At 64.1% G+C, this 23,677-nt stretch carries 21 protein-coding genes and 1 tRNA gene; 15 read left to right on the top strand and 7 right to left on the bottom strand.

The features are described from left to right. Nucleotides 1-89: 89 nt before the first annotated feature. Both cmk and aroA read right to left on the bottom strand, forming a co-directional pair. Nucleotides 90-740 (bottom strand): (d)CMP kinase, encoded by a 651-nt coding sequence (gene cmk, locus EN824_RS30310; RefSeq protein ID WP_135917327.1) that lies wholly within the window; start codon nt 738-740, stop codon nt 90-92. Between the two features lie 260 nt (nt 741-1,000). Continuing rightward, entirely contained in the window at nt 1,001-2,359 is a 1,359-nt protein-coding gene (aroA, locus tag EN824_RS30305; protein WP_135933027.1) for a 3-phosphoshikimate 1-carboxyvinyltransferase, read from the bottom strand. Nucleotides 2,360-2,565: 206 nt separating this feature from the next. On the opposite strand from aroA, the gene EN824_RS30300 reads away from it, so the two are divergent. Both EN824_RS30300 and EN824_RS30295 read left to right on the top strand, forming a co-directional pair. Next, nucleotides 2,566-2,958 (top strand): TIGR02300 family protein, encoded by a 393-nt coding sequence (locus tag EN824_RS30300; protein WP_127275813.1) that lies wholly within the window; start codon nt 2,566-2,568, stop codon nt 2,956-2,958. Between the two features lie 172 nt (nt 2,959-3,130). After that, nucleotides 3,131-3,206: transfer RNA gene (locus tag EN824_RS30295), tRNA-Ala, on the top strand. 423 nt (nt 3,207-3,629) lie between these two features. Here the strand turns inward: EN824_RS30295 and dgoD are convergent. After that, a complete protein-coding gene (dgoD, locus tag EN824_RS30290; protein WP_135930573.1) occupies nt 3,630-4,778 on the bottom strand; it encodes a galactonate dehydratase in 1,149 nt (382 codons plus the stop codon). A gap of 8 nt (nt 4,779-4,786) precedes the next feature. Next, entirely contained in the window at nt 4,787-5,476 is a 690-nt protein-coding gene (locus EN824_RS30285; RefSeq protein WP_245464247.1) for a FadR/GntR family transcriptional regulator, read from the bottom strand. Between the two features lie 257 nt (nt 5,477-5,733). Between EN824_RS30285 and EN824_RS30280 the strand changes: the two genes are divergently transcribed. The 7 genes from EN824_RS30280 (at nt 5,734) to EN824_RS36240 (ending at nt 12,716) form a co-directional block, all read left to right on the top strand. Then, complete coding sequence (locus EN824_RS30280) at nt 5,734-6,723, top strand: arabinose ABC transporter substrate-binding protein (protein ID WP_127275810.1); 990 nt, start codon at nt 5,734-5,736, stop codon at nt 6,721-6,723. A 71-nt stretch (nt 6,724-6,794) separates the two neighbouring features. Beyond that, entirely contained in the window at nt 6,795-8,306 is a 1,512-nt protein-coding gene (gene araG / locus EN824_RS30275; RefSeq protein ID WP_135862382.1) for an L-arabinose ABC transporter ATP-binding protein AraG, read from the top strand. A 9-nt stretch (nt 8,307-8,315) separates the two neighbouring features. Further along, nucleotides 8,316-9,266, top strand: a complete 951-nt coding sequence (gene araH / locus EN824_RS30270) for an L-arabinose ABC transporter permease AraH (RefSeq protein WP_135921633.1) — start codon at nt 8,316-8,318, stop codon at nt 9,264-9,266. A gap of 25 nt (nt 9,267-9,291) precedes the next feature. Continuing rightward, on the top strand, nt 9,292-10,071 hold the full coding sequence (locus EN824_RS30265; RefSeq protein ID WP_135933026.1) for an SDR family oxidoreductase: 780 nt from the start codon (nt 9,292-9,294) through the stop codon (nt 10,069-10,071). A gap of 16 nt (nt 10,072-10,087) precedes the next feature. Continuing rightward, nucleotides 10,088-11,800: an L-arabinonate dehydratase gene (gene araD / locus EN824_RS30260; RefSeq protein ID WP_135933025.1), complete on the top strand. Its 1,713-nt coding sequence runs from the start codon at nt 10,088-10,090 to the stop codon at nt 11,798-11,800. 11 nt (nt 11,801-11,811) lie between these two features. Continuing rightward, on the top strand, nt 11,812-12,351 hold the full coding sequence (locus EN824_RS36245) for a dihydrodipicolinate synthase family protein (RefSeq protein WP_245521045.1): 540 nt from the start codon (nt 11,812-11,814) through the stop codon (nt 12,349-12,351). 53 nt (nt 12,352-12,404) lie between these two features. Next, complete coding sequence (locus tag EN824_RS36240) at nt 12,405-12,716, top strand: hypothetical protein (protein ID WP_245521044.1); 312 nt, start codon at nt 12,405-12,407, stop codon at nt 12,714-12,716. A 14-nt stretch (nt 12,717-12,730) separates the two neighbouring features. Here the strand turns inward: EN824_RS36240 and EN824_RS30250 are convergent, their stop codons facing one another. From EN824_RS30250 to EN824_RS30240, 3 genes are all read right to left on the bottom strand, one after another. After that, entirely contained in the window at nt 12,731-13,477 is a 747-nt protein-coding gene (locus tag EN824_RS30250; protein ID WP_135933024.1) for an SDR family NAD(P)-dependent oxidoreductase, read from the bottom strand. A 60-nt stretch (nt 13,478-13,537) separates the two neighbouring features. Beyond that, nucleotides 13,538-15,049 (bottom strand): altronate dehydratase family protein, encoded by a 1,512-nt coding sequence (locus EN824_RS30245; protein ID WP_135862373.1) that lies wholly within the window; start codon nt 15,047-15,049, stop codon nt 13,538-13,540. 275 nt (nt 15,050-15,324) lie between these two features. Next, the gene (locus tag EN824_RS30240) at nt 15,325-15,999 is read right to left on the bottom strand and encodes a GntR family transcriptional regulator (protein ID WP_127278177.1); all 675 of its coding nucleotides are present in this window, start codon (nt 15,997-15,999) and stop codon (nt 15,325-15,327) included. Nucleotides 16,000-16,330: 331 nt separating this feature from the next. On the opposite strand from EN824_RS30240, the gene EN824_RS30235 reads away from it, so the two are divergent. The 6 genes from EN824_RS30235 (at nt 16,331) to EN824_RS30210 (ending at nt 23,660) form a co-directional block, all read left to right on the top strand. Further along, nucleotides 16,331-17,833: a sugar ABC transporter ATP-binding protein gene (locus EN824_RS30235; protein WP_135933023.1), complete on the top strand. Its 1,503-nt coding sequence runs from the start codon at nt 16,331-16,333 to the stop codon at nt 17,831-17,833. After that, entirely contained in the window at nt 17,830-18,819 is a 990-nt protein-coding gene (locus EN824_RS30230) for an ABC transporter permease (RefSeq protein WP_189522250.1), read from the top strand. Before EN824_RS30235 ends, EN824_RS30230 begins: the two co-directional genes overlap by 4 nt. Continuing rightward, nucleotides 18,819-19,814: an ABC transporter permease gene (locus tag EN824_RS30225; RefSeq protein WP_127278179.1), complete on the top strand. Its 996-nt coding sequence runs from the start codon at nt 18,819-18,821 to the stop codon at nt 19,812-19,814. Before EN824_RS30230 ends, EN824_RS30225 begins: the two co-directional genes overlap by 1 nt. Before the next feature lie 32 nt (nt 19,815-19,846). Continuing rightward, a complete protein-coding gene (locus EN824_RS30220) occupies nt 19,847-20,782 on the top strand; it encodes a sugar ABC transporter substrate-binding protein (protein ID WP_135862367.1) in 936 nt (311 codons plus the stop codon). A gap of 248 nt (nt 20,783-21,030) precedes the next feature. Continuing rightward, complete coding sequence (gene ssuD / locus EN824_RS30215; protein ID WP_135862364.1) at nt 21,031-22,203, top strand: FMNH2-dependent alkanesulfonate monooxygenase; 1,173 nt, start codon at nt 21,031-21,033, stop codon at nt 22,201-22,203. Continuing rightward, complete coding sequence (locus EN824_RS30210; RefSeq protein WP_135862362.1) at nt 22,200-23,660, top strand: FAD/NAD(P)-binding protein; 1,461 nt, start codon at nt 22,200-22,202, stop codon at nt 23,658-23,660. Before ssuD ends, EN824_RS30210 begins: the two co-directional genes overlap by 4 nt. Nucleotides 23,661-23,677 lie beyond the last annotated feature (17 nt).

Here is a 23,677-nt window from a genome sequence, read left to right as displayed (position 1 = left end):
GGCGCATGAAGAATGCTGGCAGGCTGGTTCGTGCCCGATATGGGTATTTTCTTCGCCTCCGGCAACGGAAACGCGGGAGAAAACCCGGATCAGGCCTTGTTTCTCTTGGCCAGCACGTCGTCGATAACAGACATGGCCGCGAGAAACGCGGCTTCTATAGCCATTTCGCTGGTATCAAGCAAGTGCGCGTCGGCGGCCGGCTTCAGCGGCGAGTCGGCCCGGCCCATGTCGCGCTCGTCGCGGCGTTGGATATCGGCAAGGATTTCGGCGAAATCGGCGGTGCCGCCGATGCTTTCGATCTCGGCCAGCCGGCGGCGTGCCCGCACTTCGGCACTCGCCGTCACATAGAGTTTGATGTCGGCGTCGGGACACACGACGGTGCCGATATCGCGCCCGTCAAGCACCGCGCCCGGCGGCGTCCTGGCGAAATCGCGCTGCTTTTCGACCAGGATGCGGCGTACGGTCGGGAAAACCGCGACCTTCGAAGCCGCTTCGCCAACCGCATGCGCCGACAGCACCGCGCGGTCGAGCTTTGCCAGGTCGACCTGGCGCGCCGCGGTCTCTGCCGCTGAGACATTGTCGAGCGGCAAGCCGAGCCGCAGCAGCGCATGGGCCACCGCGCGATAGGTGAGGCCGGTGTCGAGCAGGTTCAGCCGGTAATGGTCGGCCAGCCGGCGGGCGAGCGTGCCCTTGCCGGCGCCAGCTGGGCCGTCGATGGCGATGGTGAAGGGGTGGGTCATTGGCAGGCCGTCGATCCCAACGCGTTCGTCATCCTAGGGCGGAGCAGGAGCGAAGCTCCGTCGCGGAGACCCTGGGATCCATGCCGTGTCCTCAACCGAAGGATGCCGCGGACCAGAATATTGCACCGTTGCGGAGCGTTGAACTCACGGCATGGATCCTGGGGTCTGCGCGGCGTCGCTCCGCTCCTTGCTTCGCCCCGGGATGACGAAGGGAGGGATGTCGGCATCCAATCTCCGAGGTTTGCAATTGCCATCGACAATCACCCGATCTCCGCGCCCAGCCCCTTCATCAATCCCATGAACTCCGGAAAACTCGTCGCGATCATCGCCTGGTCGTCGATGGTGACCGGCTTTTCCGTCGCCAGCCCCATGACCAGGAAGCTCATGGCGATGCGGTGGTCGAGATGCGTCTTGACCGTCGTATCCAGGCCGTTGGGATGGCCTCCCAGGCCCTTGCCGCCGGGTTTTCCGCGCACGGCGAGCGAAGCCTCGCCCTCGGTGCAGTCGACGCCGTTGAGCTTGAGCCCGTTGGCCACCGCCGACAGCCGGTCGGATTCCTTCACCCGCAGTTCCTCCAGCCCCTGCATCAGCGTTTCGCCTTCGGCGAAGCTCGCGGCAACGGCGAGCACCGGATATTCGTCGATCATCGACGGCGCCCGCTCCGGCGGCACGGTGACGCCTTTCAGCTCGGAGTAACGCACGCGCAGGTCGGCGACATCCTCGCCGCCGGCATTGCGCCGGTTCAAAATGTCGATCTGGCCGCCCATTTCCTGCAGCGTCAGAAGCAGGCCGGTGCGGGTCGGGTTCATCAGCACGTTCTCGATCGTGATATCCGAGCCCGGCACGATCAGCGCCGCCACCAGCGGGAAACCGGCCGAGGAAGGGTCGCCCGGCACCGCGATGGTCTGGCCGGTGAGCTTGCCCTGGCCTTCGATAAAAATGTGGCGCACGCCGCGCTCGTCGGTCTCGACCGACAGATTGGCGCCAAAGCCTTTCAGCATCTTTTCGGTGTGGTCGCGCGTCATCACCGGCTCGATCACGGTGGTGATGCCCGGCGTGTTGAGGCCGGCCAGCAGCACCGCCGACTTCACCTGTGCCGAGGCCATCGGCACGCGGTAGCTGATCGGGGCTGCGTGCTTTGGGCCATGCAGCGTGATCGGCATGCGGTCGCCGGGTGTCGCCTTCAGCACCTGCACGCCCATCTGGCGCAGGGGTTCCAGCACGCGGCCCATCGGCCGGCCGGACAGCGAGGCATCGCCGATGAAGGTCGTTTCCATGTCGTAGGTGCCGACAAGCCCCATGGTCAGCCGCGAACCGGTGCCGGCATTGCCGAAGTCGAGCGGGCCTTCCGGCTGCACCAGCGCGCCGTTGCCGGTGCCGCGGATCACCCATTCGGCACCGTGCTTCTCTATATGCGCGCCCATCGCCTTCATGGCCGCGCCCGTGCGCATCACGTCCTCGCCCTCGAGCAGGCCGGTGATGCGCGTTTCGCCGGAGGCAAGCCCCCCGAACATGAAGGAGCGGTGCGAGATCGATTTGTCGCCCGGCACACGGGCCGTGCCGGAAAGGGCGGATGATTTGCGGGCGGTGGCCGGCTTGGCAGCGGCGGCGTGTGACATGGAATTTCCCTGGACGGAATGCCGGCGGTCCGGCGCTTTTCATTTGTTGCGGCGGTCTCCTATCACGGCGAGGCGAAATGGTCATCCCCATGGTCGTCACTTGGCGCGAGGCCTTTGAATGCTTGGTTTTGTGACGCCGGCTTTTCGCTTTGACAGCGCTGCAAACTGTGGTTAAGGGGACCACTCTTTTATTGACGAGGCTTGCCGTGGCAAAAACCGAACTTGGCACAAAACGCATCGACCCTGAAACGGGCCGGAAATTCTACGACCTGAACAAAGACCCGATCGTCTCGCCCTATACCGGCAAGAGCTATCCGCGTTCCTATTTCGACGAAGGCAAGATCGCCGCCGTCGAGGAGGAGGAGGAAGTGGCCGAGAAGGAAGTGGACGCCGAGGACGAAGAGGGCGCCGAAGTCGTTTCGCTGGAAGAGGCCGATGACGAGGCCAAGGGCGGCGACGATCTTCCCGATCTCGGCGACGACGAGGATGATGTCGATCTCGGCGACGACGAGGATGACACCTTCCTTGCCGACGAAGAGGAAGAAGACGACGACGTTGCCGACATGATCGGCGTCGGCGACGACGACGACGAGGTCTGACAAGGTCTCGAACGCAAGCGTTTGCCGGCTTTCACGGCCTGTGAAGAAAAAGCCGCCGATGAAGGCTTGATATCTGGGAAAGGCGGGGTTAGAAGCCGCCTGCACTAACGGCGCGGTCTTCCAACCCGCGCCGATCTCTCGCCGGAAACGGCGCCGGCAGACTGCCGGGAGTGGGGCCATAGCTCAGTTGGGAGAGCGCTTGAATGGCATTCAAGAGGTCGTCGGTTCGATCCCGATTGGCTCCACCAAGTTCTCTAGAGTTTCAGCTTTTTTGTCAGCGCGCATGCTAACTGGTCCGTCTCCGTTTCAGCGGGGTGGGATAGGTCAATGCGGAACGGCAGTCTGATTACACTCGCTCTTGCTGGGTTGGCGCTGGCACTTACCGCATGCGACCCTCCGCCGGGCATCGTCAGGATGCGCCGCGATAGCGACAACAAACAGGCTCTATGCTTCATCGGGGCGGATAACTCTGGACGCAACTCGCTTGGGAACAACGCATCGATTTCCGTCGTTCGATGCGTTGCCGCTTGTGAGAAGCTGGGTTTCGTTATCGAAAAGAGTTTCCCGTCTGATCTCATCGTGAACACGGACGGCGTTGGTGACGTGTCAGAAGACCGTTGCTCGATAATGCTGAGAAAAAAATGTGGTAGCTTGGCTGCTGACCTCGCTGCTCACCACTCGGCGAAGGAGCCGTCCTTGTGGCGCCAGATCGGGTTGCGCCAGCGGTGGCCTTCCTTGGCCCGCTCCTTGACATAGTCCTCGTCGATCTCGACGCCGAGCCCCGGGCCGTCGGGGATGGCGACATAGCCATCCTCGTAGCGGAAGACGTCCTTGTTGGCGGCGTAGTCGAGCAGGTCGTTGGCGGCGTTGTAGTGGATGCCCAGGCTCTGCTCCTGGATGAAACAGTTGTAGCTCACGGCATCGAGCTGCAGGCAGGCGGCGAGCGCGATCGGTCCGAGCGGGCAGTGCGGCGCCACCGCCACGTCATACGCCTCCGCCATAGCCGCGATCTTGCGGCACTCGGTGATGCCGCCGGCATGCGACAGATCGGGCTGGATGATGTCGACGACGCCTTCCTCGAACACGGATTTGAAGTCCCAGCGGCTGTAGAGCCGCTCGCCGAGCGCGATCGGCGTCGAGCCAAGGGCGGCGATCTCCTTCAGCGCCTCGCGGTTTTCGCTGAGCACCGGCTCCTCGATGAACATCAGGCGGTAGGGCTCCAATTCCTTGACGAGGATGCGGGCCATCGGCCGGTGGACGCGGCCATGGAAATCGACGGCGATGCCGATATTGGGCCCGACCGCCTCGCGCACCATCGCGACGCGTTCGACGGCGGCATCTATTCTGTCGTGGCTGTCGACAATCTGCAGTTCCTCCGTACCGTTCATCTTGAGCGCCAGGAAGCCGCGGGCCACGACTTCCTTGGCGCCAGCCGCCACTTCCGCCGGCCGGTCGCCGCCGATCCAGGAATAGACCTTGATGGTGTCGCGCAGTCTGCCGCCGAGCAGTTCATGCACGGGCACGCCGAGCGCCTTGCCCTTGATGTCCCACAGCGCCTGGTCGATGCCTGCAATGGCGCTCATCAGGATCGGCCCGCCGCGGTAGAAGCCGCCGCGATGCATCACCGTCCAATGATCCTCGATCAGGCGAGGATCCTTGCCGATGAGATAATCGCCAAGCTCCTTGACCGCCGCTTCGACGGTCAACGCGCGGCCTTCGACCACCGGCTCGCCCCAGCCGGTGACGCCGGCATCTGTCTCGATCTTCAGGAACAGCCAGCGTGGCGGAACGATGTAGGTGGTGAGCGAGATGATTTTCATGCGCGGTCTCAGTTGTTCTTGAGTTTCTTGGCGCTGACGAGGTCGCGCGCCGCAAGGTCGAGGATCCGGTTGGCAGCACCACGCGCCGCCTCGGCGTCGCGCATGCGCAGCGCCTCCACCACTTCGCGGTGTGCCGCCACGGCTTCCATGCGGCGGTCGAGCGAGATGGTTGCCGTCGCTTCCAGCGAGAATTTCAGCCCGGTGTCGATCAGGTTGCCGATCTGGCGGAAGATCGGGTTGTGGCTGGCGGCATAGACGATCTGGTGGAAAGCAATGTCGCTGCGCGAGAAGGCGGCGAGGTCCTCGCCGGCATCAGCCATGCCGCGCCACGCGGCCTCCAGATCGGCGATCTCCTGCAGCGTCGCACGCGTGGCGGCCAACTCGGCGACCAGCGGCTCGATGGCCCGGCGTGTCTCCAGGATGGCATCGAACAGCTTGTCGTCAAGCGCATGCGGCGCGTGCCAGGCCAGCACTTGCGGGTCGATGATGTTCCAGTCGTCCTCGTTGCACACGATGGTGCCGACGCGCGGCCGCGATAGCACCAGCCCCTTGGCGGCCAGCACCTTCAGGGCTTCGCGGATGACGGTGCGGCTGACGCCATACTCGACGCCGAGTTCGTTTTCGGTGGGCAGGGAAGAGCCGGCCGGATAGCGCCCGGAAAAGATGTCGGAGGCGATCGCCTTCGTCACATCGGGCATGACGCGCGGGCGGCGCGTGGCCGTGTCGGCTGAAGCCTTCTTAGACGTTTCGGTCACCTCAGCCCTCCTCCAAGGCGGCGAACCCACTGGTTTCGCACAACCGGCCCGGCCTTACCGGATGCGGATGATTTGCGCCAGCGATCCCTGGTCAGAGCATGTATCTTAATTATCATACCAGATCAATTGACGAGTATGATAAAAACAATTAGAGACTCCTGCATCCGGGCTGAGCGCCCGGCCATCGCTGGGAGGTAATCATGCGACTTCTGAAGACCGCGCTCGTCGCGGGCGCGCTTGCCGTGCTGTCCGTCACGACCATCGCTGCATATGCTCAGGACACCAAGATCGGCTTCATCGTCAAACAGCCCGAGGAGCCGTGGTTCCAGGACGAATGGAAGTTCGCCGACCAGGCCGCCAAGGAAAAGGGTTTTACCCTCGTCAAGATCGGCGCCGAGGACGGTGAGAAGCTGATGTCGGCGATCGACAATCTCGGCGCGCAAGGCGCCCAGGGCTTCATCGTCTGCACGCCGGACGTAAAGCTTGGCCCCGGCATCGTCGCCAAGGCCACCGCCAACAATCTCAAGCTGATGACCGTCGACGACCGTCTGGTCGGCGCCGACGGCAAGGCGCTCGAAGACGTGCCGCATATGGGCATCTCGGCCACCAAGATCGGTGAGGCCGTCGGCCAGGCGATCGTCGATGAGATGAAGGCGCGCGGCTGGAAGGCCGACGAAGTCGGTGCGATCCGCGTTTCCTATGACCAGTTGCCGACCGCCGTCGACCGTGTCGAAGGCGCCATCTCGGTGCTGAAGGCCAACGGCTTCAAGGCCGAGAACATTTTCGACGCTCCCCAGGCCAAGACCGACACCGAAGCAGCCCTCAATGCCGCGACGGTGGTGCTCAACGCCCATGCCGACATCAAGAAGTGGGTCTCTTTCGGCCTCAACGACGAAGCGGTGCTCGGTGCAGTGCGCGCATCCGAAAGCGTCGGCATTGCTGCTGACGGCATGATCGGCGTCGGCATCGGCGGCGCGGATTCGGCGATCAACGAATTCAAGAAGCCGACCGCCACTGGCTTTGTCGGCACCGTGATCATCTCGCCGAAGCGCCATGGCTACGAGACGGCGCTCAACATGTATGACTGGGTCGCCAACAACAAGGAACCGGAGAAGCTGATCCTGACCTCCGGCGCGCTGGCCAAACGCGACGACTACCAGAAGGTCCGCCAGGGCCTCGGCATCGAATAATCCTCCCTGTACAAACAGGCGGCGGCTCATGCCGCCGCCTGTTTGCCGTGGCACAAGAAGGATCGACGCCCGTGTCCTTTCTCGACTTCTCGCACATCACCAAGACCTATCCGGGTGTCAAGGCGCTGTCGGACGTCTCGTTCGGCGTCGACAGGGGCGCAGTGCATGGCCTGATGGGCGAAAACGGCGCCGGTAAATCGACCCTGATCAAGATCCTGTCGGGCGACCAGCATGCGGACGAAGGCGAGATCCGCATCGACGGCAAGGTCCAGGCCTATGCCTCGACAAGGGATGCCTTCGACAATGGGGTCATCGTCATTCATCAGGAATTGCAGCTCGTGCCGGAACTCACCGTCGCCGAGAACCTTAGCCTCGGCCGCTTTCCCGCCAGCGCCGGCGTCATCGCGCGCGGCAAGATGCTGGAGGACGTCGGCGCCAAGCTGAAATCGGCCGGCATCGACATCGATATCAGCCGCAAGGTCAAGACGCTGTCGATCGGCGAGCGCCAGATGATCGAGATCGCCAAGGCAATCATGCTCGACGCGCGCGTCATCGCGCTGGACGAGCCGACCTCGTCGCTGTCGTCGCGCGAGAGCGAAATCCTGTTTGCCCTGATCGACCGCCTGCGCGGCGAGGGCAAGGTCATCATCTATGTCTCGCACCGGCTCGACGAGGTGTTCCGCCTCTGCGACAGCCTGACCGTGCTGCGCGACGGCAAGCTCGCGGCGCACCACGCATCGCTGAAAGGCGTCACCCGCGACCAGGTTGTCGCCGAAATGGTCGGCCGCGAAATCTCCGACATCTGGGGGTTTCGGCCACGCAAGGCCGGCGACATCAGGCTAGAGGTCGAAGCCATCTCCGGAGCAAAACTGAAGACACCGGCCAGTTTCGAGGCAAGGGCCGGCGAGATCGTCGGCTTCTTCGGCCTCATCGGTGCAGGCCGCTCGGAACTGATGCGGCTGGTCTTCGGCGCCGACCCGCGCTCGGGCGGCACCATCACGGTGGATGGCAAGGCGATCCATGCCGCCGACCCGCATGGCGCGATCCGCGCCGGCATCGTGCTGTGTTCGGAAGACCGCAAGCATGACGGCATCATCCAGGGCCGCTCGATCGAGGAGAACATCAACATCTCGTCGCGGCGCCATCACGCGCGCTTCGGCATCCTGAACCGCGCCAGCGAGATCGCCACGGCCGAAACCTTCATCAAGAAGCTCAAGGTGCGTACGCCATCGCGCAAGCAGGACATCATCAATCTCTCCGGCGGCAACCAGCAGAAGGTCATCCTTGGCCGCTGGCTGTCGGAGCAGGGCGTACGCGTCCTCATCGTCGATGAGCCGACACGCGGCATCGACGTCGGCGCCAAGTCGGAAATCTACGAACTGCTCTACCAGCTTGCCGAGGATGGCATGGCGATCGTCGTCGTCTCGTCCGACCTGCCGGAGGTGATGGGCATTTGCGACCGTATCCTGGTGATGTGCGGCGGGCGCATCAATGCCGAGCTTGCACGCAACCAGTTCGCCGAGAAGGCGATCCTGGCCGCAGCACTTCCCGACACCAAAACCCCCGACGCCATCGCATCCTGAGGACCTGACATGACCGATCAGCTGAAGAAGATTGTGCTCGGCGAACAGGGCCTCGTCGTCATCTTCGTCGTTGCCTTCGCGCTGGTCTCGCTGCTGGTTCCCAATTTCCTCACCGATCGCAATATGCTTGGCCTGCTGCAGTCGGTGGTAACCGTCGGCATCGTTGCCTGCACCATGATGTTCTGTCTCGCGGCGCGCGACTTCGACCTGTCGGTTGGCTCCATCGTTGCCTTCGCCGGCATGGTCGCGGTGATGGCATCGAACTACACAGGCTCGATCCTGCTCGGGCTGCTGGCGGCGATCGCCTGCGGTGCCTTTGTCGGCTTCATCAACGGTGTCGTCATCGCCAAATTCCGTATCAACGCGCTGATCACGACGCTGGCAACCATGCAGATCGTGCGCGGCCTTGCACTCATCGCATCCGACGGGCGGGCCGTCGGCATCAACAGCCCGGATTTCTATCAGCTCGCGCTGTCGAAATTCCTCGGCATACCGACGCCCGTCTGGGTGCTGGCGGTTCTGTTCGGCATTTTTGGCTTCGTGCTCAACCGCACCGTGTTCGGCAAGAACACGCTGGCCATTGGCGGCAATCCTGAAGCGTCACGGCTGGCCGGCGTCAATGTCGACCGCACGCGCATCTGGATTTTCGCCCTGCAAGGCGTCGTCTGCGGCATCGCCGGCATCCTGCTGGCGTCCCGCATCACCTCCGGACAGCCCAACGCGGCGGTCGGGCTCGAACTCTCGGTCATCTCGGCCTGCGTGCTCGGCGGCGTGTCGCTTGCCGGCGGACGTGCGACAATGTCCGGCGTCATCGTCGGCGTGCTGATCATGGGCATCGCCGAGAACGCCATGAACCTGCTCAACATCCCGGCCTTTTACCAGTACATCGTGCGCGGCGTGATCCTGCTGCTCGCCGTGCTGCTCGACAATCTGCGTTCGTCGGCCTTGGGCCGGCGTTGACCCGTCTTCGACTGGAGTGACACCCATGGCTGAGCGCCTGTCCGGCAAACGCATCTTCCTGACGGGCGCCGCGCAAGGCATCGGGCTGGCCATCGCCGAGGCTTGTCTTGCCGAGGGTGCGAAATTGTTCATCGTCGACCAGGACGGCGCGTTGCTGGAGAAGACCGTCGCGGGCCTCGTGGCGCCCAAGGGGCATGTCGGGCATGCGACAGCCGACATCAGCGACGGGGCGGCGATAAAAGCAGCCGTTGTCCGCGCGAACGCCGAGATAGGTCCGGTTAACGCATTGATCAACAATGCCGGAATGAACGTTTTCTCGACGCCGCTGGAGGCCACCGAAGAAGAGTGGACCCGCAATTTCGACGTCAACGTCAAGGGCGCCTGGAACTGCAGCAAGGCGGTGCTGCCGGGCATGCTGGCGAATGGCGGCGGGGCGATCCTCAACATCGCCTCGACCCACGGCTTCACCATCATCCCACACACTTTTCCCTATCCTGTCGCCAAGCACGCCCTGCTTGGGCTGACCAAATCGCTGGCGCTCGAATATGCCGGGCAGGGCGTGCGCGTGAACGCGCTGGCGCCCGGTTATGTCGAGACACAGAAGGCCATCGACTACTGGAACGGTTTTCCTGATCCGGCGGCGGCGCGCGCCAATACCATGGCGCTGCATCCCGGTGGCCGCATTGCCTCGGCGGGCGAGATCGCCCTTGCCGCCGTGTTCATGATTTCCGACGAGTGCCCGTTCATGAACGCGGCGACCCTCGTCGTCGATGGCGGGCTGAGCCAGCTTCAGCATCCCGCCTGAGCACCGGGAAAAGACCATGACCAGGAGACGATCGCAGCATTGGTTCGGTGGCCAAGGCAAGGATGCCTTCATCCACCGCAGCTGGATGAAGAACAACGGCCTGCCCGACGATGCTTTCGACAGCCGCCCGGTGATCGGCATCTGCAACACCTTCTCCGAATTCACCCCGTGTCATGTGCATTTTCGCGGTCTGGTCGAGCACATCAAGGCCGGTGTGTTGGAGGCCGGCGGCCTGCCTCTGGAATTCCCCGTGTTCTCCTGCGGCGAATCCAATCTGCGGCCGACGGCGATGCTGTTCCGCAACCTCGCCTCGATGGATGTCGAGGAGGCGATCCGCGGCAATCCGATGGATGGCGTCGTGCTGATGGCCGGATGCGACAAGACCACGCCGTCACTGGTCATGGGGGCCGCCTCCTGCGACCTGCCGTCGATCGTCATTTCCGGTGGGCCGATGCTCAATGGCCGCTTCCAGGGTCGTCAGATCGGCTCCGGCACCGATGTGTGGAAATTCTCCGAGGATGTGCGAGCCGGCATCATGAGCGAGCAGGATTTCGCCAATGCCGAGAGCGCCATGTCGCGCTCGCCAGGGCACTGCATGACCATGGGTACGGCCTCGACCATGGCCTCGATGGTCGAAGCGCTCGGGCTGGCGTTGCCCGGCAACGCCGCCTATCCCGCCGTCGACGCACGTCGCAATCGCATCGCCCGGATGACCGGGCGGCGTATCGTCGAGATGGTCAATGACGATCTGCGCCCCTCGGCCATTCTTACCAAGCAGGCTTTCGCCAACGCCATCCGCGTCAACGGCGCCATCGGTGGCTCGACCAATGCGGTCGTGCATCTGCTGGCGATTGCAGGCCGCGTCGGCACCGAACTCAGCCTCGATGACTGGGATGCCTTCGGTCGCGACGTGCCGACCATCCTCGACCTGATGCCATCAGGCCGTTTCCTGATGGAGGATTTCTGCTACGCCGGCGGCATTCCGGCGGTCATGAAAGAGATCGCCGACATGCTCGATCTCGACGCGCTGACGGTCACCGGCAAGAGCGTACGCGACAACATCGCCGACGCCCGGAATGACAATCCCGAGGTCATCCGTCCGCGCAACAGGGCGCTGACGCTGCATGGCGGTATCGCGGTGCTGCGTGGCAATCTGGCACCCGATGGCGCCATCATCAAACCGTCGGCCGCTTCACCATCCCTGATGAAGCATCGCGGCCGCGCCGTCGTCTTCGAGGACATAGACGACTACAAGGCGCGCATCGACGATCCCGCACTCGACATCGACGAGACCTCGATCATGGTGCTCAGGAATTGCGGCCCCAAGGGCTATCCGGGCATGGCCGAGGTCGGCAACATGGCGCTGCCGCAAAAGCTCCTGAAAAAGGGCGTCCGCGACATGATCCGCATTTCCGACGCCCGCATGTCCGGCACCGCCTTCGGCACGGTCGTGCTGCATGCCGCACCCGAAGCCGCCGTCGGTGGTCCGCTGGCGCTGGTCAGGAGCGGCGACATGATCGAACTCGATGTCGAGGCGCGGAAGCTGCATCTCGACGTGTCGGAACAGGAGCTGGCGCGGCGGCGCCAATCCTGGCAGCCGCCCGAGCCGGCGATGCGCGGCGGCTATCAGGGCCTCTATGTCGACCATGTCCTGCAGGCCGACCGTGGCGCCGATCTCGACTTTCTGGTCGGCAACCGTGGCCACGCCATTCCGCGCGAAAGCCATTGAGGGCGCGTGGGATGCCAAAATTCCAGCCCGATGATTTCCACGGCATTCACGCCATCCTCTACGCCCTGTTCGACGCCCAGGAAAAACTCGACCGCGCGGCGATGCGCAGGCAGGTCGAGATCTGCCTGGCGAGCGGCGTGCATGGGATGGTGGCGCTTGGCCTCGCGACAGAAGTCGCCAAGCTGACCGAGGCGGAGCGCCGCACGATCATGGAGTGGACGGCGCAGGACACCGCCGGCAAGGTACCGCTCGCCTTCACCATCTTCGGGTCTTCCGTTGCCGAGCAGATATCCCAGGTCCGGCATGCGGAAAGCCTCGGCGCAGATTGGGTCATCCTGCAGCCGCCGCCAGTTGGATCTTATGGAGCGCCCGAATACATCCGCTTTTTTGGCCGCGTCGCCGAGGCAACCGACCTGCCGGTGGCGATCCAGAACGCGCCGGCCTTTTTCGGCCGTGGCCTGACATCGGACGAGATTCGCGAGCTCGTCACGCTCCACCCCAACATCAGGCTGATCAAGGGCGAAGGCCCGGTCACCGACATGCCGGCCTGATCGAGCGCACCGAAGGCCGCATCCCCGTCTTCAACGGGCGGGGCGGGCTGGAATTGACCGACAATTTCCGCATCGGTTGCCGTGGCATGATCCTGGCGCCTGATGGCATCGACCACGCCGTGCGCGCCTATCAGGCGTTCCGCGCCGAAGACGAAGCAGCGGCCGAGGCGGCCTACGAAAGAATGTTGCCGGCGGCGGTCTTCGTCATGCAAGGCATCGAGAACCTGATCTGCTACGGCAAGCGGCTGTTCGGCGCCCGCGCCGGTATCCAGATTCACGACCGTGCGCCAGCGATGCGGCCAAACGAGACCGGGCTTGCGATGGTGCAGCGCTTCGCCGCCAGCCTTGGTCGGCTGCCCGCCTGAACAGCGTCTTTTCGTCAGTAGGTCGTTCGCCCACCCGACAGGTCGAAGGTGGAAGCGGTTGTAAAACTGTTTTCCTTGGAGACGAGCCAGGCGACCATGGCGGCGGCCTCGTCGACCTCCAGCAGGCGGCCGCGCGGGATGCGCGAGCGCATGTATTCGATGTGCTCGGCCGTCAGCTGTTCGAGGATGCGCGTCTGCGCAGTGGCCGGCGAGATGCAGTTGACGGCGATGTCGTACTGCGCCAGCTCCTTGCCGAGCGACTTGGTCATGCCGATGACGGCGGCCTTCGAGGCCGAATAGGCGGCGGCGTTGGGGTTGCCCTCCTTGCCTGCGACCGAGGCGATGTTGACGATGCGCCCGTAATTGCGCTCCTTCATCCCCGGCACCACGGCGCGGTTGACGTAGAAGGTGCCGTTGACGTTGACGTCGATGATTTTCTTCCACACATCGACGTCGTAGGTGTCGAGCGGGGCGGCGGGGCCGGCAATGCCCGCCGAATTGACGAGGATGGAGATCTTGTTCGCGATCTCCTCCGTCCTGGCACGCGCGGCGTCCACCGAACCCCAGTCGGCTATGTCCACGACCAGCGTCGTGGCTGCCTTGCCGAGTTCCCGCTTGGCCGTATCGAGGCGCGCCTCGTCGAGGTCCCACAAGGTGACCGTCGCGCCCGAGGTGACAAAACGCTTTGCCATCGCGAAGCCGAGGCCTTGCGCGCCTCCGGTAACCACGGCGTGTTGGCCGTCAAGGTCTATCCTGTTCATGCCGAGCGGTTCTTTCCGTCTGAGATACTGGGGGGTACGTGTTGAAAGTGAGCGGTACTGCTACATCGTCGCGCCGAGGCTCCAGGGCACGAACTCATTGTCGCCATAGCCGAGCGCTTCCGACTTGGTGCGCCCGCCCGATGCCACGCGCAGGATCTCGGCGAAGATCTCCTCGCCCTTGTCCGCCAGCGTCACGCCGTCGAGGATGTCGCCGCAATTGATGTCCATGTCGTCGGGCATCTGCTCGAAGATGAAGGAGTTGGAGGCGAGCTTGATCGACGGCGTCGGCTTGCAGCCGAAGGCCGAACCGCGCCCGGTGGTGAAGCACAATATGTTGGCGCCGCCCGCCACCTGACCGGTCGCCGAGACCGGGTCGTAGCCTGGCGTGTCCATGAAGACGAGGCCGCGCTCGTTGATAGGCTCGGCATATTCCAGCACCGCGCGCAGATTGGTCGTGCCGCCCTTGGCGGAGGCGCCCAGCGACTTCTCCAGGATGGTGGTCAGCCCGCCGAGCTTGTTGCCGGGAGACGGATTGTTGTTCATCTCCATGTCGTGCCTGGCGGTATAGTCCTCCCACCAGCGGATACGCTCGACCAGCTTTTCGCCGACGGCCCGGCTTTCGGCTCGACGCGTCAAGAGATGCTCCGCGCCGTAGATTTCGGGTGTTTCAGAAAGGATGGCGGTCCCTCCCTGGGCGACCAGCAGATCCACTGCCGCGCCCAGTGCCGGATTGGCGCTGATACCGGAATAGCCGTCCGAGCCGCCGCATTGCAGCGCCAGCACCAGCTCGGAAGCCGGCTGTGGCGTCCGCTCCGCGGCATTGACGATCGGCAGCATCTCGACGATGGCCTTGACCCCGGCATCGACGGTCTTGCGGGTGCCGCCGGTTTCCTGAATCGTCATCGTGCGGAACGTGGTGCTTTCCTCGATGTTATAAGATTGCATCCAACGCGGGATCTGGAAAGCTTCGCAGCCAAGTCCGACCATCAGCACGCCGCCGACATTGGGATTGGTGGCAAAACCCCACTGCGTGCGCTTCAGCAGATCGTAGGCCGGGCCCTTGGTGTCGATGCCGCATCCGGTGCCGTGCACGAGCGCAATGGCGCCGTCGACATTGGGATAGTCGCGCAGCATGCCTGAGCGGTTGACCTCTTCCACGATGAAGCGGGCGACGCTGGCCGAGCAGTTTACCGAGGTCAGGACGGCGATGAAATTGCGCGTGCCGACTTTGCCGTTGGACCTGCGGTAGCCCATGAAAGTCGCCCGTTCGCCATCGGGAAGGAACGGCGTTTCCCTGACGTCGGTGCCATGCTCGTAGTCGCGCTCGAAATCGCGCAGGTAGACATTGTGCTCGTGCACCCAATCTCCGGCCGCGATCGGCCCACGCGCGAAGCCGATGGTTTGGCCATACTTTACGATCGGTTCATCCGCCCCGATGTCGAGCATGGCCATCTTGTGGCCGCGCGGGATGCGAGCCCTCGCAGCCACGTCGCCGGCCTTTTCGCCGGCCGCCAATGGATCGACCGCCAGGAGGATGTTGTCGGCGTGCGATAGCTTGATGAAGCGCGTCATTACCCAAACTCTGAAAAGGCCACCCCGAACAAAGCCGGGGGGCGAAAGGCGTAAGGAATACTAATATAATAGAATGTTAGTGGTCAAGCGTCGCCTGGATAAGCTGCGTTCGCCGGGCGTTAAGGAAGAGAGTTGGTGGCGGAACGGATGACGGCCAGCACCTCCGGCCAGACCGCGGCGTGCGCGCTGTCCGCGATCGCCTATGCCTTCAGGCCGATACAAAGTCCCATTCTTCGCATGCGCCAATCATGTCCCGGTTGCGGTGCCGTCCGGCTTCAGCCGAGAAGCTCGGCGGCGACTTCGAGCGTGTTGCGGAAGGACGTTTCGAGGTGGTGCTCCATCGCCCGCGCGGCGCCTTCGGCATCGTGACGCTTCAGCGCGTCGAGGATGGCTTCGTGCTGCTCGATCGTCTGTTCGCCGTAGCCGGGCTTTGGAATGGCGAGGTAGCGGCCGCGATCCATCTGCGCCTTGGAAATATCGACGGCGCGCCAAATCATCGGCAGGCCGCAAATCTCGGCAATGGTGCGATGAAAAACGTCGTCGAGCTGGATCGCGGTGGCGTATCGACCGCGCGATATGGCAAGCCGATGTGCCGCCATATTGTCCTCCAGCAGTTCCGCAGACGCCGGTGTGAGCTTGACGGCCGCGCGCCGTGCGCTCTCCATCTCCAGTGCCCGCCGGATGACATAGGCTTCTTCCAGATCGGCACGACTGATCGGCGCGACATAGGTGCCGGTCTGCGCCAGGATCTTCACCAGGCCTTCGTCGCTGATGCGCTTGACGGCTTCCCGCACCGGCGTGCGCGAGACGCCGAGCGCTTCGGCGATCGCCACCTCGTTGATCACTTCCCCCGGCTTCATCTGCCCGACGACGATCAGGTTGCGGATCTTGTGATAGATCTGATCGCGGAGCGGCAGAGCCCGATTGAGGGTCGAAGGGTCAAGGTCCATTGCAAATCCGTAGCTTCTTTCACCGGAAATGATTAGATTATATTAGAATGTAAATCGGAATGCACCCGATGCGAGGGGTGGTCTCTATCGACAATGGGATGGTCGCGCAGGTCATCGGAATCCAGCTTGCCAGAACTGTTATATTAGTGCAATAGATCCTCGATAGTGATGAATTTCACCGCGAAGTGAAGGCCTGAACCAAGCTGCACGCCGAGAGGCATGCCTTCTGGCCGCATTGGTTCGCGCTCTAGAATGGAAATTATACTAAAATAACACAACAGCTCGATGCCAGGGACAACGGGCCGGCCTGCCGGGAGGAACCTAGCCAGACATGACTGTCGCCGCCGACTGCGCCTTGGACATGAGAGGCATCAGCAAGACGTTTCCGGGCGTGAAGGCTCTGTCAAACGTCAATTTTGCCGTCAGGTTCGGCACCGTGCATGCGGTCGTGGGCGAGAACGGCGCCGGCAAATCGACGCTGATGAAAGTGCTCAACGGCTCTTACGCGCCGACCAGCGGCACCATCAAGGTCGGTGGCGCCGAGGTGCGCATGCGCCGTCCCGCCGACGCCCAGGCTCTCGGCATCCGCATGGTGCACCAGGAAATCAATCTGGTGCCGGACCTGACTGTCGCGGAAAACGTCTATCTCGGCCGCATGCCCGGCAAATGGACCTTTCTGCGCAAGGGCGAGATGGTCAGGAAGGCCGGCGCCGTCCTTGCCGAACTCGGAGCGGCCATCAATCCGCGCGAGCGGTTGGGCAATCTGTCGATCAGCCAGCAGCAGCTCGTCGAGATCGCCAAGGCCTATGCCGCGCAACCCCGGATCATCGTGCTGGATGAGCCGACATCGAGCCTCAGCGAGCATGAAACAACAGCGCTGTTCAGGATCCTGCGCAAGATGCGCGATGACGGCATCGCCATCATCTACATCAGTCATCGCTTGAAGGACGTGCTCGAGATCGCCGACGAGGTGACCGTGCTGCGCGACGGCTCCATGATCGAGACGCGCCCGATCGAAGGCATCACCGCCGCGCAGATGATCAGGCTGATGGTCGGCCGCGAGGTCAGCAACGTCTTTCCCAAAAGCCAGGCCGAGATCGGCAAGTCGGTGCTGCGCGTCGAGCGCATCAGCGACGGCACGCGCTTCCGCAATGTCAGCTTCCAGGTGCGAGCCGGCGAGATACTGGGCCTGACCGGCCTGGTCGGTGCCGGCCGCACCGAGGTGGCGCGCGCAATCTTCGGCCTGTCGCGCCTCGTCGAGGGCACGGTCAGCGTCAACGGCCGCGAGGTCTCGATCAATTCCCCATCGCAGGCCGTTAAGGCCGGGATTGCGTACGTTCCGGAGGACCGCAAGGGCGATGGCATCGTGCCTGGCATGTCGATCCGGGAGAACATCAGCCTGCCCATCCTGCGGCGCCTGAGCCGTTTCGGGCGCATCAGGCGAAGTGCCGACCGGGCATTGGCGGCGGACTACGTGAAGCAGTTTTCGATTTCGCCGCCCGATGGCGAACGGCGCATCAATCTCCTTTCCGGCGGCAATCAGCAGAAGGCGGTCATCGCCAAATGGCTTGCCGCCAGGCCGTCGGCGCTGATCCTCGACGAGCCGACGCGCGGCGTCGACGTCGGCGCCAAGGCCGAGATCCACAACATCATCGGCCAGCTCGTCGCAAGCGGCATGGCGGTGGTGATGATCTCGTCCGAACTGCCCGAGATCCTGGGCGTCTGCGACCGTGTCGTGGTCATGCGCGACGGACATGCCTGCGAGCCGCTGGAGCGCGCCGAACTCAGCGAAGAGCGCATCATGGCCCTGGCGACCGGGGAGGAAATGGCGTGACCGACGCGGCCGTGGAGATCGTCACCCCCGACCGTTTTACGCGCGGCAGCAAGCTTGTCGATGCCCTGTCTAAGGCGGGCCTCGCTTTCGCCATCCTGGCCGTCATGCTCTACGGCTCCTCTGTCAGTCCCGCTTTTTTCACGTCAGGCAATTTGCTCAATGTACTGACGTCGATGTCCATCGTCGGCATCGTCGTCATTGGCATGACCTTCGTGCTGGTGGTCGGTGGCCTGGCTGACCTGTCGGTGCCGGCCACGATAGCCTGCGGCGCCATCCTGTCGCTCGGCCTGCAGCCGATGATCGGGCCTCTGCCCGCCTTTGTCCTTGCGGTCGGCCTCGCCGGTCTGATCGGCCTGCTCAACGGCGTGCTGGTCGGCTATGTCGGCATCAACCCCATCATCGCCACACTCGGCATCGGCACCATCGGGCTGGGCATCGTCCAGGCTGCCGTTGGCGGCGTCATCGTCTATGGCAGCAATCCCGCCTCGGCCGAATTCGCCAAGGGCCGCCTGTTCGGCATTCCGGTCGTGGTGCTGATCTTCCTGGTCATTGCCCTCATCGGCCATTTCGTCCTGTCGCGCTCCTTCTGGGGCCGATGGACGCTCGCCACCGGCGGCAATTACAGCGCCGCCGAGGCAAGTGCCGTCCCCGTGCAGGCCGTGAAGGCCGGCGCCTTTGTGATCACGGCACTCGCCTCTGGCATTTCAGGCGGGCTGCTCGGCCTGACCTTGCAAAGCGCACGACCGCTCATCGGCGCCGGCTATGAATTCAGCGCCATCACCGCGGTGGTGGTCGGCGGCGTCTCGATCATCGGCGGCTTCGGCTCCGTGCCGCGGGCGATCGCCGGGCTGATCTTCGTGCAGCTTCTGACCAACGTCATGGTGCTCGACGGCGTGCGCACGCCGATCCAGGGTTTCGTGCTCGGCATCCTGATTGTCGGGGCTGTCGGCATGGATGCCGCGTTGCGCAAGCGGGGAGTGGCTTGATGCGTCTTCTCGTCCTCGCCTCGCGATACCGGGTCGTGATCATCCTCGGCCTTACCCTGGTCGCTTCCGCGCTGCTCGTTCCGGGTTATCTGTCGGCTTCGACGCTCAGCCTCGGCCTCGACAGGGCGGCCACGATCGGCCTGATCGCCATTGGGCTTACCGTGCTTCTGATATCGGGCCAGATCGACCTATCCGGTGGCGCGGTGTTCGCGCTGGCCGGGATCGTATCCGTCATCCTGCAGCGAGAGATCGGCATCCTGCCCGCCGCGATCGTCGCCATCCTTGCCGGCACGCTGGCGGGCGCCATCAACGGCGCCCTGGTCGTCGGGCTGAAGGTGAATTCGCTCGTCCTGACACTGGCCACGATGCTGATCTTCCGCTCGCTGGCGCACTGGATCACCAACAGCCAGCCGGTGTCGGGCACTGACATCATGCTTTCGCTGGCTCTGGCCAAGATCTACCTCGATGTCTTCACCATTCGCAGCGCACTGTTCATCATCCTGATCGTACTGCTGCATTTCTGGCTGACGCGCACCATTCCGGGCCGCAATGTCTTTGCCGTCGGCTCCAATCCGGCGGCCGCCAAGGAGAGCGGCATCGCTTCGGACCGCATCGTCTTTCTCGGCTTTGTCTTTGCCGGCACGCTTGCTGGCTTCGCCGGGGTTCTCCAGAGCCTCGTCACCAACACCGGGTCGCCCGTCTTCGGCTCGGAACTGACGGTTGCCGTCATCGCCGCGGTCGTTGTCGGCGGTACCCGCCTCGAAGGCGGCAGGGGATCCGCGCTCGGCACGCTTGGCGGCGTGCTGACGATCGGCTCGCTGACCATCGCGATGGAGTTCCAGTCCGTTCCCGCATACGTCCAGCAGGTCGTATCGGGGCTCATCCTGATCCTGCTCGTCATGCTCGATCGGGCCGTTACCACCACGGGGAGGGCTCAGGGCACACGCCCCGCGCTCGTTCGCGACAATCCAATCACTCAAGGAGGAAAAGCATGATTGGGAGGAAAAGCATGATTGGGAGGAAAGATATGATTGGCAAGAGAAGCATGCTCCAGATCGCCGCCGTGGCGTTGCTGGCGTCGACAGGCTGGGCCAATGCCAAGACGGTCTGCTATGTGACGGCGGCGGATTCGCACGCCTATGCGACGCCGGCCAACAAGGCGCTCGAGGCCCGTGCCAAGGAACTCGGCGTCGAGATTCTCAGCCTGAGTCAGGACTTCGACGTCCAGAAGGGCACCGAGCAGCTCAACACCTGCGTGGCGCGCAAGGTTGACGGCATCATCCTGTGGCCGCTCGACCCGCAGGCCTACATCCCTGGCCTGGCCCGCGCGCAGCAGGCCAACATCCCGGCGATCCTCATCAATTCGCCGATGAGCGACGACGCCAAGCCGTTCATCAAGTCCTTCACCGGACCTGACGTCTACGAGGAAGGCAAGCTGGCGGCGGATTCGCTGAGCAAGGCGCTCGGCGGCAAGGGCTCTGTCGTGATCATCGCCGGCCAGGCCGGCAACGGCACGACGATCGGCCGTGTCAGCGGCTTCACCGACCGCCTCAAGGAAACCAGCGCCGACATCAAGGTGCTCGACACCGTCAATGCCGACTTCGACCAGCAGAAGGCGCTGGTCGTGAGCCGCGACCTCATCACTCGCTTCGGTGACCAGATCAGCGGCGTCTATGCCAATGACGACACCATGGCACGCGGCTTCATCGACGCCTGGAAGGAGGCCAATCCCTCCAAGGCGGCGCCGCCGATCGTCGGCATCAACGGCCAGAAGGACGCGTTCGAATCGATCCGCACCAACGAAATGTATTCGACCATCGTGCAGTCGCCGGTCGAGGACGGCCGCCTGGCAATCGACACCATGGCCGAGATCATCGACGGCAAGGAGGTCAAGGACCGGCTGCCGATCCCGCTGACCGTCGTCACCAAGGACAATGTCAACGCGGTGGAACCGGCGTTCTGACAAGGCCAAGGCCGGCCCTGCATAGTTGGCCGGCCTCTCCGCTCGTTGCGGACGGCGCAGCATGAGGAAGAATTTCTAATTGCGGCGGAGGATTTGGAATAAACTAACTCTACAGAATTTATAGAATAAGCAATCTGCATCGGCGATCTGTTTCCCGGACAGGACCACGCCATGCCCGACCTTTTGCGCCTGCCTTCAACCGCCCCAGACCTAGGCCGTCACCGCCGCCATCCAGCGGGAGGCAGGTCATGAGCCGCGATGTCGCCGACCGCATCAAGGTGCTCTGGTTCCTGCCGACACATGGCGACAGCCGCTATCTCGGCACGACCGAAGGCGGCAGGGCTGTTGACCTGCCCTATCTGACGCAGGTGGCGAAAGCGGCCGACACGCTGGGCTATTACGGCGTGCTGTTGCCGACCGGCCGGGCCTGCGAGGATTCCTGGGTGATTGCCTCGGCGTTGGCGCCGCTGACCGAGCAGCTGCGTTTCCTCGTAGCCGTGCGGCCCGGCCTGCAGTCCCCAACGCTTGCCGCGCGCATGACCGCCACGCTCGACCGCATCTCCAACGGCCGCCTGCTGATCAACGTCGTCACCGGCGGCGATCCGCTGGAGAACAAGGGCGACGGCATTTTTCTCTCGCATGCCGAGCGCTACGAGGTGACGCAGGAATTCCTCCACATCTACAAGCGCGTGCTGAGCGGCGAGACGGTCGAGCACCAGGGCAAGCATTTCCGCATCGAGGACGGTCGCCTGCTGTTCCCGCCAGTGCAGACGCCGTATCCGCCGCTCTATTTCGGTGGCTCGTCGGACGCCGGATCGCAAGTGGCGGCGCAGGAAATCGATAAATATCTGACCTGGGGGGAACCCCCGGCCGATGTCGAACGCAAGCTCGACGCCGTGCGCGAGTTGGCCGAAAAGGCCGGCCGCAAACTTTCCTTTGGCATTCGCCTGCATGTCATCGCCCGCGAGACGACCGAACAGGCCTGGGCCGCCGCCGACCGCCTGATCAGCCGGCTCGACGACGCGACCATCGCCTCGGCGCAGAAGGTTTTTGCCCGCATGGATTCGGTCGGCCAGGCGCGCATGAGCGCGCTGCATGGCGGCCGCCGCGACAAGCTCGAGATCGCGCCCAATCTGTGGGCCGGCGTCGGCTTGGTGCGCGGCGGCGCCGGAACCGCACTGGTCGGCGACCCGGACACGGTCGCCGAGCGCATCGACGAATACCGGCGCCTCGGCATCGACACCTTCATCCTGTCCGGCTACCCGCATCTGGAGGAAGCCTACCGTTTTGGCGAACTGGTGCTGCCGAGACTGCCGACCGATCATCCGGTCAAGGCCGCCAGCTCTTCGGTCAACACCGGACCGTTCGGCGAGACCATCGCCGGCGACCATCGGCCGAAGTCGCTCGCCAGCGCCTCGTGAACGCGCTGCCTCCGGCCCGCCGATTGCGCATCGCCATCATCGGCGGCGGTTTTTCCGGTGCCGCCGTGGCCTGGCACCTTGCGCGGACAAATCGGCCGGAGCGCCTGTCGATCTCGGTGATCGAGCCGCGTTCCGCGCTTGGCGGCGGCCTTGCCTATTCCAGCGAAGAACCATCCCACCGCGTCAACGTCCCGGCCATCCGCATGAGCATGGCTCCTGAAGACCCGCAGCATTTTGCGCGCTGGTTGGCCGGCAGTGGCGAAATCGAACGGGACCCGGATGCCTTGTGGAAGAACGGCGATGTGTTTCCGCGCCGGCGTGTGTTCGGCCGCTATGTCGCCGAGCACCTTGCACCCTGGCTCGACTCCGGTGCTATCCGCCATGTCGAAGCTCAGGCTACGCAGGTAATACGAGAAGCCAATGGCGCGGCCTGGACCGTGCAGACCTCCGCCGGACCTGTCGCGGCGGACATCGTCGTGCTTGCCGCGACGCATCCTCTGCCGGCGATCCCAACTCCACTTGCCTCCTTGGCTGAAGCACCTGGCTTCATCGCCGATCCCTATGCACCGTCGGCACTTGCCGGGATCGGCCCGGAGGCGTGGGTCCTGATCGTCGGCTCCGGGCTGACCTCGGCCGACATGGTGGCCGAACTTGATCGCCGCGGCCATCGCGGCCGCATCCTGGCACTGTCGCGCCGCGGCCTGCGCTCGCGCGGCCACCCGGATATCAGACATGAGCCTTTCGGCGACTTTGCGTCGGCACCGGCCACATCGGCGCTCGGCCTGCTGAAGAACATTCGCGGCACACTGGCGGCGGCGCAGGCCGCCAGGGTCAACTGGCAGTCGGTCTTCGACCAGCTGCGCCTGCAGGGGCCGGCGCTGTGGGCGGCCCTTTCTCCGCCGGAGCGTGCAAGGCTGGTCCGCCAGCTGCGCGTGTTCTGGGACGTGCATCGCTTCAGGATCGCCCCCCAGGTCGCTGCCGTGCTCGACCGCCGCCAGACGGACGGCGCGTTCGACACCATCGCCGCCAGGCTTGTCGCGTCGAACGACGAGGGCGAGAGCCTCGCGGTCAGCTTCCAACGGCGCGGACAGACGCGGATCGAGACGGCACGCTTCGATGCCGTCATCAACACGACAGGGCCGGCTCATGGCCAGGCGCTCCAGTCAAACCCGGCGCTGCTTTCGCTGACTGAGGCCGGGCTGATCAGGGCCGACACATACGGGCTCGGTATCGAGACCAGCCTCGATAGCCTTGCGATCGGCAGCGATGCCAAGCCGGTTGCCGGGCTTTTCGTCGCCGGTCCGTTGGCGCGGGGCACGTTTGGCGAACTCATGGGCCTGCCGGAGGTCGCTCGTCATGCACAAAGGGTCGCGGCCGAAATCACTGGGTTGTTCGACACGCTCCCCTCAGCCGAGCCGGTTGGCGCCAATGCCGGGAGCGTTGCGGTCGCGCGCTGACAAGCGCAAGCCGGCCC

This window comes from Mesorhizobium sp. M8A.F.Ca.ET.181.01.1.1, from assembly GCF_004792025.1.
Taxonomy (GTDB): Bacteria; Pseudomonadota; Alphaproteobacteria; order Rhizobiales; family Rhizobiaceae; genus Mesorhizobium.
The sequence above is the reverse complement of the archived record's forward strand: the minus strand, read 5'-3'. Positions and strand labels throughout refer to the sequence as shown.

Coding starts and splice junctions, on each gene's coding strand:
- cmk (WP_135917327.1), bottom strand. CDS start 740: ATGACCCACCCCTTCACCATCGCCATCGACGGCCCAGCTGGCGCCGGC.
- aroA (WP_135933027.1), bottom strand. CDS start 2,359: ATGTCACACGCCGCCGCTGCCAAGCCGGCCACCGCCCGCAAATCATCC.
- dgoD (WP_135930573.1), bottom strand. CDS start 4,778: ATGAAAATCATCTCGCTCACCACCTACATCGTTCCGCCACGCTGGCTG.
- EN824_RS30285 (WP_245464247.1), bottom strand. CDS start 5,476: ATGCCCGATGTGACGAAGGCGATCGCCTCCGACATCTTTTCCGGGCGC.
- EN824_RS30280 (WP_127275810.1), top strand. CDS start 5,734: ATGCGACTTCTGAAGACCGCGCTCGTCGCGGGCGCGCTTGCCGTGCTG.
- araH (WP_135921633.1), top strand. CDS start 8,316: ATGACCGATCAGCTGAAGAAGATTGTGCTCGGCGAACAGGGCCTCGTC.
- EN824_RS30265 (WP_135933026.1), top strand. CDS start 9,292: ATGGCTGAGCGCCTGTCCGGCAAACGCATCTTCCTGACGGGCGCCGCG.
- araD (WP_135933025.1), top strand. CDS start 10,088: ATGACCAGGAGACGATCGCAGCATTGGTTCGGTGGCCAAGGCAAGGAT.
- EN824_RS36245 (WP_245521045.1), top strand. CDS start 11,812: ATGCCAAAATTCCAGCCCGATGATTTCCACGGCATTCACGCCATCCTC.
- EN824_RS30250 (WP_135933024.1), bottom strand. CDS start 13,477: ATGAACAGGATAGACCTTGACGGCCAACACGCCGTGGTTACCGGAGGC.
- EN824_RS30245 (WP_135862373.1), bottom strand. CDS start 15,049: ATGACGCGCTTCATCAAGCTATCGCACGCCGACAACATCCTCCTGGCG.
- EN824_RS30240 (WP_127278177.1), bottom strand. CDS start 15,999: ATGGACCTTGACCCTTCGACCCTCAATCGGGCTCTGCCGCTCCGCGAT.
- EN824_RS30235 (WP_135933023.1), top strand. CDS start 16,331: ATGACTGTCGCCGCCGACTGCGCCTTGGACATGAGAGGCATCAGCAAG.
- EN824_RS30225 (WP_127278179.1), top strand. CDS start 18,819: ATGCGTCTTCTCGTCCTCGCCTCGCGATACCGGGTCGTGATCATCCTC.
- EN824_RS30220 (WP_135862367.1), top strand. CDS start 19,847: ATGATTGGCAAGAGAAGCATGCTCCAGATCGCCGCCGTGGCGTTGCTG.
- ssuD (WP_135862364.1), top strand. CDS start 21,031: ATGAGCCGCGATGTCGCCGACCGCATCAAGGTGCTCTGGTTCCTGCCG.